Source organism: Pinirhizobacter sp. (genome assembly GCF_035317885.1).
Classification (GTDB): Bacteria; Pseudomonadota; Gammaproteobacteria; order Xanthomonadales; family Rhodanobacteraceae; genus Pinirhizobacter.
Genome location: NZ_DATHFX010000007.1, coordinates 1 through 6,365, shown reverse-complemented (window position 1 = coordinate 6,365; position 6,365 = coordinate 1). Strand labels below are relative to the sequence as shown.

6 protein-coding genes are annotated in these 6,365 nt (G+C 64.6%); all 6 read right to left on the bottom strand.

All coding sequences use genetic code 11. From position 1 onward, the window contains the following. Window positions 1-897: chromosome segregation SMC family protein (locus tag VK519_RS00190; protein WP_324346504.1), on the bottom strand; the 897-nt coding region annotated here is incomplete at its 3' end. A 136-nt stretch (window positions 898-1,033) separates the two neighbouring features. Next, window positions 1,034-1,306, bottom strand: coding sequence for a BolA family protein (locus VK519_RS00185; protein ID WP_324346502.1), 273 nt, complete (start codon window positions 1,304-1,306; stop codon window positions 1,034-1,036). Between the two features lie 60 nt (window positions 1,307-1,366). Then, window positions 1,367-1,777: a hypothetical protein gene (locus VK519_RS00180; protein ID WP_324346500.1), complete on the bottom strand. Its 411-nt coding sequence runs from the start codon at window positions 1,775-1,777 to the stop codon at window positions 1,367-1,369. Next, window positions 1,774-3,294, bottom strand: a complete 1,521-nt coding sequence (gene lysS / locus VK519_RS00175; RefSeq protein ID WP_324346498.1) for a lysine--tRNA ligase — start codon at window positions 3,292-3,294, stop codon at window positions 1,774-1,776. The genes VK519_RS00180 and lysS overlap by 4 nt, the downstream gene beginning before the upstream one ends. Before the next feature lie 113 nt (window positions 3,295-3,407). Then, window positions 3,408-4,533, bottom strand: a protein-coding gene (gene prfB / locus VK519_RS00170) for a peptide chain release factor 2 (protein WP_324346496.1) whose coding sequence is annotated in 2 segments (ribosomal slippage) — window positions 3,408-4,457 and window positions 4,459-4,533 — 1,125 coding nt in all. Because the reading frame shifts where the segments join, the coding sequence is not laid out codon by codon here. Window positions 4,534-4,569: 36 nt separating this feature from the next. Beyond that, window positions 4,570-6,261, bottom strand: a complete 1,692-nt coding sequence (asnB, locus tag VK519_RS00165; RefSeq protein WP_324346495.1) for an asparagine synthase B — start codon at window positions 6,259-6,261, stop codon at window positions 4,570-4,572. Window positions 6,262-6,365 lie beyond the last annotated feature (104 nt).

Below are 6,365 nucleotides of genomic sequence, written 5' to 3'. Positions count from 1 at the left end.
CTCGGCGCCGACCTTATAGACGTCGGCCTGCACGCTGTTCAGATGCTCGGACGCGCCATGGTGACGGTCGCGCACGCTTTCCAGCTGCGCCTCGACCTGGCGCTGGGTGGCCTGGTGCCGCTCGATCTCGAGTTCGGCATGGCGCAGGCCATCGCCCTCGCCTTCGTGCTGGCGATGCAGGGTCCGGTATTCCAGCGCGCGCAGCTCCGCCTCGCGGCGGGTCTGCTCTTCCTTCAGCGCCTTCCAGCGCTCGGCCGCGCGGGCCTGGCGGTTCAAGTGGTCGAGCTGTTTATCGACCTCGTCGCGCACGTCCTTCACGCGGTCGAGGTTCTCGCGGGTGGACTTGATCCGGCTTTCGGTTTCCTTGCGGCGTTCCTTGTACTTGGAGATGCCGGCGGCTTCCTCCAGGTGGGTGCGCAGTTCGTCAGGGTGGGCCTCGATGATCTGGCTGATCATGCCCTGCTCGATGATCGAGTAGCTGCGGGGGCCCAGGCCCGTACCCAGGAAGAGGTCGGTGATGTCGCGGCGGCGGCAGCGCCCGCCGTTGAGGAAATACGACGATTGCCCATCGCGGCTGACCAGGCGCTTGACGGAAATTTCCGCGTATTGCGCCAGCTCGCCCTGGATGGTGCCGTCGGCGTTGTCGAAAATCAGTTCCACCATGGCCTGGCCGACCGGCTTTCGCGACGTGGAGCCTGAGAAGATCACGTCGGTGAGCGAATCGCCGCGCAGTCGGCTGGCCGCGCTCTCACCCATCACCCAGCGGATGGCATCGATGATGTTGGACTTGCCGCAGCCATTGGGGCCAACGACGCCCGTCATATTGGTGGGCAGGTGCAGCGTGGTCGGGTCGACGAACGACTTGAAACCGGCCAGCTTGATGGTGGTCAGGCGCATTGATTCTTGTATCCAAGGAAAACGGCTAGGTCAGGCGACGCCCCCGCGCCGCCCGACGGACCACTGTGCCAAACGCCTCCCCGCGACGCAACGCGTCGCAACGAAAGATTCCAGGGGAGGAATGTCCGGCAAGTGCTTATTTCTTCAACTCTTCAGGTGCCCGGGCGTCGATCGCCAAGGCATGGATGCCGTCAGGCAGCATGCATTCCAGGGCAGCGTAGACCATGCGGTGGCGCTTGATGGGCGACTGGCCGGCGAAGGCTGCGGCAGTGATCGCCACATGGAAATGGCCCTTGCCCTCGCCCGCATGGCCGGCATGCTTGTGCCCTTCGTCGGTCACCACCAGCGCTTCAGGCGCCAGGGCAGCCGTCAGCAGCGCATGAATCTGGGCAACTTTCGCTTCCGTCACGGCCTTCTTGGTCCCAAGGGAAAGTCGACCATGTTAACCGACCTGCCCCTCTCCCGCCGCCTAGTCAACCTTATGGAAAAGGCCCGCCGGCGGATCGCTGGCATCGGTCTGCATGGCACCGGAGGCCTTCGCCACCTGGTAGGTGAACAACCGTGGTGAGGTGGTCAGGTCGCCGCCGCAGGCGCCGCCATGGCGTTCATGGACATCCACCACGAAGTTCTGTGCGTCCGCCTCGTACGGAATGAAGCTCAGGCAATCGTCGGGGATCGTGGTGAATTTGTTCTTGTGCAGCGAGGCGCTGACGCGCGCTACCGCTGCCGCCTCGTCTGGCACCACCAGGGGTGGCGGCAACTCGCTTTGCGGAGCGTTGGCGCCGGCCTTTTCGCTATCGTCCTGGCCCGAACAGGCGGACGCCGCTGCCACCAGCAGCATGGCCACAAGGGCCCGGCTCAAGGTTCGGCGGAGGCTCATGCTTCCGGCCTCATGTAAGGGAACAACAGCACATCGCGGATCGACGAGGCATTGGCCAGCAGCATCACCAGGCGGTCGATGCCCACGCCCAGGCCGCCGGTAGGCGGCAGGCCGACCTCCAGCGCGCGGATGTAGTCGGCATCGAAATGCATCGCCTCGTCGTCGCCGGCGTCCTTGGCATCCACCTGAGCCTGGAATCGCGCCGCCTGGTCTTCCGGATCATTCAGCTCCGAGAATCCATTGGCCAGTTCCTTGCCGTTGACGAACAGTTCGAAGCGGTCGGTGATGCCGGGATCGGTGTCGCTCTCGCGGGCCAGGGGGGACACTTCCACCGGATGGTCGGTGATGAAGGTCGGCTGCACCAGGGTGTGTTCGACCGTCTTTTCGAAGATCTCAAGCAACAGCTTGCCCCAGCCGTAGCCGGGCTTGACGTTCACGCCCAGCCGCCTGGCGTGTACGGCCATCGCCTCGCGGTCGCGCAGTTCCGAGGGCTTGATCTCGGGGTTGAGCTCGAGCACGGCGTCTTCCATGCGCCAGCGGCGGAAGGCCGGGCCGACATCGATGGCGACGCCATCCCATTCCAGTTCGGTCGTACCCAGCACGTTGCGCGCCGCCTCGCGAATCATGCCTTCGGTGATGTCCATGATGTCGTGGTACGTGGCGTAGGCCTGGTACAGCTCGAGCATAGTGAACTCGGGGTTGTGCCGGGTGGACACGCCCTCGTTGCGGAAATTGCGGTTGATCTCGTACACGCGATCGAAGCCGCCCACCACCAGGCGCTTCAGGTAAAGCTCCGGCGCCACGCGCAGGTAGAGGTCGATGTCCAGCGCGTTGTGATGGGTGATGAAGGGACGCGCCGTGGCGCCGCCGGGGATGATGTGCATCATCGGCGTCTCCACTTCCATGAAGCGGCGGGGCGACGCCTCCAGCCATGTGCGGATGAAGCCGATGGTCTTCGAGCGCAGCGCGAAGGCACGGCGCGACTCCTCGGTCACGATCAAATCGACGTAGCGCTGGCGGTAGCGCTGTTCAACGTCGGCCAGGCCGTGGAATTTGTCTGGCAGTGGGCGCAGTGACTTGGTAAGCAGGCGCAGGACGTCCACCTTCACCGACAGCTCGCCGGTCTTGGTGCGCATCAGCACACCTTCGGCGCCGACAATGTCACCCACGTCCCAGCCCTTGAAGGCTTCGTACGGCTCGCCCAACGTACCCTGGTGGATGAACAGCTGGATGCGCCCGGTGCCATCCTGCAACTGGACGAAACTCACCTTGCCCTGGATGCGGCGCAACACGATGCGGCCGGCCACGGCGACGCGGCGCGGCGCGGCCTCGATGGCCTCGGCTGTCCATTTCTCGACATCTGCATAGTCGGCCTGGAGGTCGCCGGCGAAGCTGTCGACGCGAAAGTCGTTGGGGAACGCCACGCCGGCCTTGCGCAGGCCGCCCAGTTTCTCGCGCCGCTCGGCGATCAGGCGATTTTCGTCAACGGGCGGGGCGGCAGGCGTGATCTCGGTCATCGGAAGGCTACTGTGTGCTCGGGGATTCCCCAGGCCGCACGCCCAGGGACAACCCGGCACTCTAGCTGCTGCGCTGCGGCATGGGCAAGCCGCGGTTACGTTCGCCTCGCCAGCTACGCATCCACTCGCTTGGAGCCCGCTTCCAGCCCCGACTTAAGGCTCGCCTCGATGAACTCGTCCAGATCGCCGTCGAGCACCTTCTGCGTGTCGGTGCGTTCGATACCGGTGCGCAGGTCCTTGATGCGGGACTGGTCCAGCACGTAGTTGCGGATCTGGCTGCCCCAGCCGATGTCCGACTTGGTGGCCTCGAGGGCGTCTTTCTCGGCGTTGCGCTTCATGACCTCAAGCTCGTACAGCTTGGCCTTGAGCATCTTCATCGCGCGGTCGCGGTTGGCATGCTGGCTTCGTTCGGTCTGGCACGCCACCACCGTATTGGTTGGCACATGGGTGATGCGCACGGCCGATTCGGTCTTGTTGACGTGCTGTCCGCCGGCGCCCGACGAGCGGTAGACGTCGGTTTTGAGGTCGGCCGGATTGATGTCGATCTCGATTTCGTCGTCCACTTCCGGCGACACGAACACCGAAGTGAAGCTGGTATGGCGGCGGTTGTCCGAATCGAAGGGACTCTTGCGCACCAGGCGGTGCACGCCGATCTCGGTCTTCAGCCAGCCGTAGGCGTATTCGCCCTCCACGCGGAAGGTAGCTGACTTGATGCCCGCCACTTCACCGGCGCTGGCTTCCATCAACTCGGTTCTCCAGCCGCGCGCCTCGCACCAGCGCAGGTACATGCGCAGCAGCATCTCGGCCCAGTCCTGGGCCTCGGTACCGCCGGCACCAGCCTGGATGTCAACGAAGGCGTAGCTGGCGTCCATCTCGCCGGAAAACATGCGCTGGAATTCCAGCTTGTTGACACGGGCGTCGAGTTTGGCGAGATCGGCTTCGATGGAAGCCACGGTGGCTTCATCACCGTCGGCGGCGGCCATCTCCAGCAATTCACCGGCGTCGGCAAGGCCCGTGGAGAGCTCGTCGATACCAGTGACGATGGTGTCCAGGCTGGCGCGTTCGCGGCCGAGTTCCTGGGCGCGCTTGGGGTCGTCCCACACGGTGGGACTTTCCAGTTCGCGGCCGACTTCTTCCAGGCGTTCCTTCTTTACAGCGTAGTCAAAGATACCCCCTGAGCGATTCCACCCGGCCGGCGAGGTCGGTGATACGCGCAAGGATGGGATTGGTCTCGATCATGTCGGGCCCGGGAAAGTATTGGGGAATAGCTGGCCATCATACCATCGTGGCCGCCGGACCCGCCTCAAGGGCCTGCCGGTGCACCCCCGCCACGGCGCGGCCGGAGGGGTCAGCCGCGGCAGCGAAGGCCGGGTCCCAGGCCAGCGCCGCAGGGGAGGAGCAGGCGATGGATTTACCGCCGGGGACGGTGATGGCACAGGCTTCGCCCGGGAAATGCTGCTCGAAGATGCGGCGGTAGAAGTAGGCTTCCTTGGTGGCCGGCGTGTTGTAGGGAAAGCGCGATGCGGCCGCGGCAAATTCACGATCGCTGACAGCACGTTCGGCATGCGCCTTGAGGCCATCGATCCAGCCATAACCCACGCCGTCGCTGAATTGCTCTTTCTGCCGCCACAGGATCGAATGGGGCAGCGCACCTTCGAAGGCCTGGCGCAGGATGGCTTTTTCCATGCCGCCGTCAGGCACCATCTTCTCCTTCGCATCGATGCCCATGGCCGTGTCGATGAACTGAAGGTCAAGGAACGGCACGCGGGCCTCCACGCCCCAGGCGGCCATCGACTTGTTCGCCCGGAGGCAATCGTAACTGTGCAGCGCATCGAGCTTGCGCACGGTTTCCTCGTGGAAATCCCGCGCCGAGGGCGCCTTGTGGAAGTAAAGATAGCCGCCGAATATCTCGTCCGACCCCTCGCCGGACAGCACCATCTTCACGCCCATGGCCTTGATCCGCCGCGCCAGCAAGTACATCGGCGTGGAGGCACGGATCGTGGTCACGTCGTAGGTCTCGATGTGGCGGATCACTTCAGGCAGCGCATCCAGACCCTCGTCGAAGGTGTAGGTAAAGCCGTGGTGCACGGTGTCCAGTGCCTTGGCGGCTACCTCCGCGGCAGCCAGATCCGGCGAGCCTGCCAGGCCGATGGCAAAGGAATGCAGGCGCGGCCACCAGGCTTCGCCACGGTCGTCGTCCTCGACGCGGCGGCGGGCGAACTGCGCAGCCACGGCCGCCACCAGCGAAGAATCCAGGCCTCCCGATAGCAGCACACCATAGGGGACGTCCGTCATCATCTGCCGGTGCACGGCGGCTTCGAAGGCGGCGCGCAGCGCCTGCGGCGCAATGGACTTGCCCTGCGTAGCTTCGTACTGGCGCCAAGGTGTTTGCCAGAACTTTACCGTGGCACCCGATGAACTGTCGTGGAAGTGACCCGGCGGGAACTCGGCGATGTCCGAGCACAGCCCCACCAGGGACTTCATTTCCGATGCCACGCACAACCGGCCGTCACCGTCGTGGCCCCAGTACAACGGACACACGCCAAGCGGGTCGCGGGCAACCAGGTAACGATGGTTGGCCGCATCCCAAAGTGCAAAAGCGAAAATGCCGTTGAGTTTCGACAGGAAGTCGGCGCCATGGTCGCGGTACAGGGCGTTGATCACCTCGCAGTCCGAACCCGTGGTGAAGTCGTAAGTGCTGTCCGCGCGTAATTCCCGGTGGTTGTAGATCTCCCCGTTCACCGCCAGCGCCAGCTCACCGTCGCGCGAGCGCAGCGGCTGCGCGCCACTGGCCGGGTCCACGATAGCCAGCCGCTCGTGCACCAGGATCGCCCCGTCGTCGACGAATACGCCGCTCCAATCGGGTCCGCGGTGGCGCTGCCGCTGGGACATCTGCAAGGCAAGGCTGCGCAGTGCGGGCAAGTCGTCACCGGCAGCAAGGTCGAACATGGCGAAGATGGAACACATGGCTGGTGGACTCCTAAGGTTTTCAAGGATCGAAAACGACGAAGGCCCGCTTTGGGCGGGCCTTCGTCGTTGCATGGGGTGATGGATCTACCGCCTACACGAGG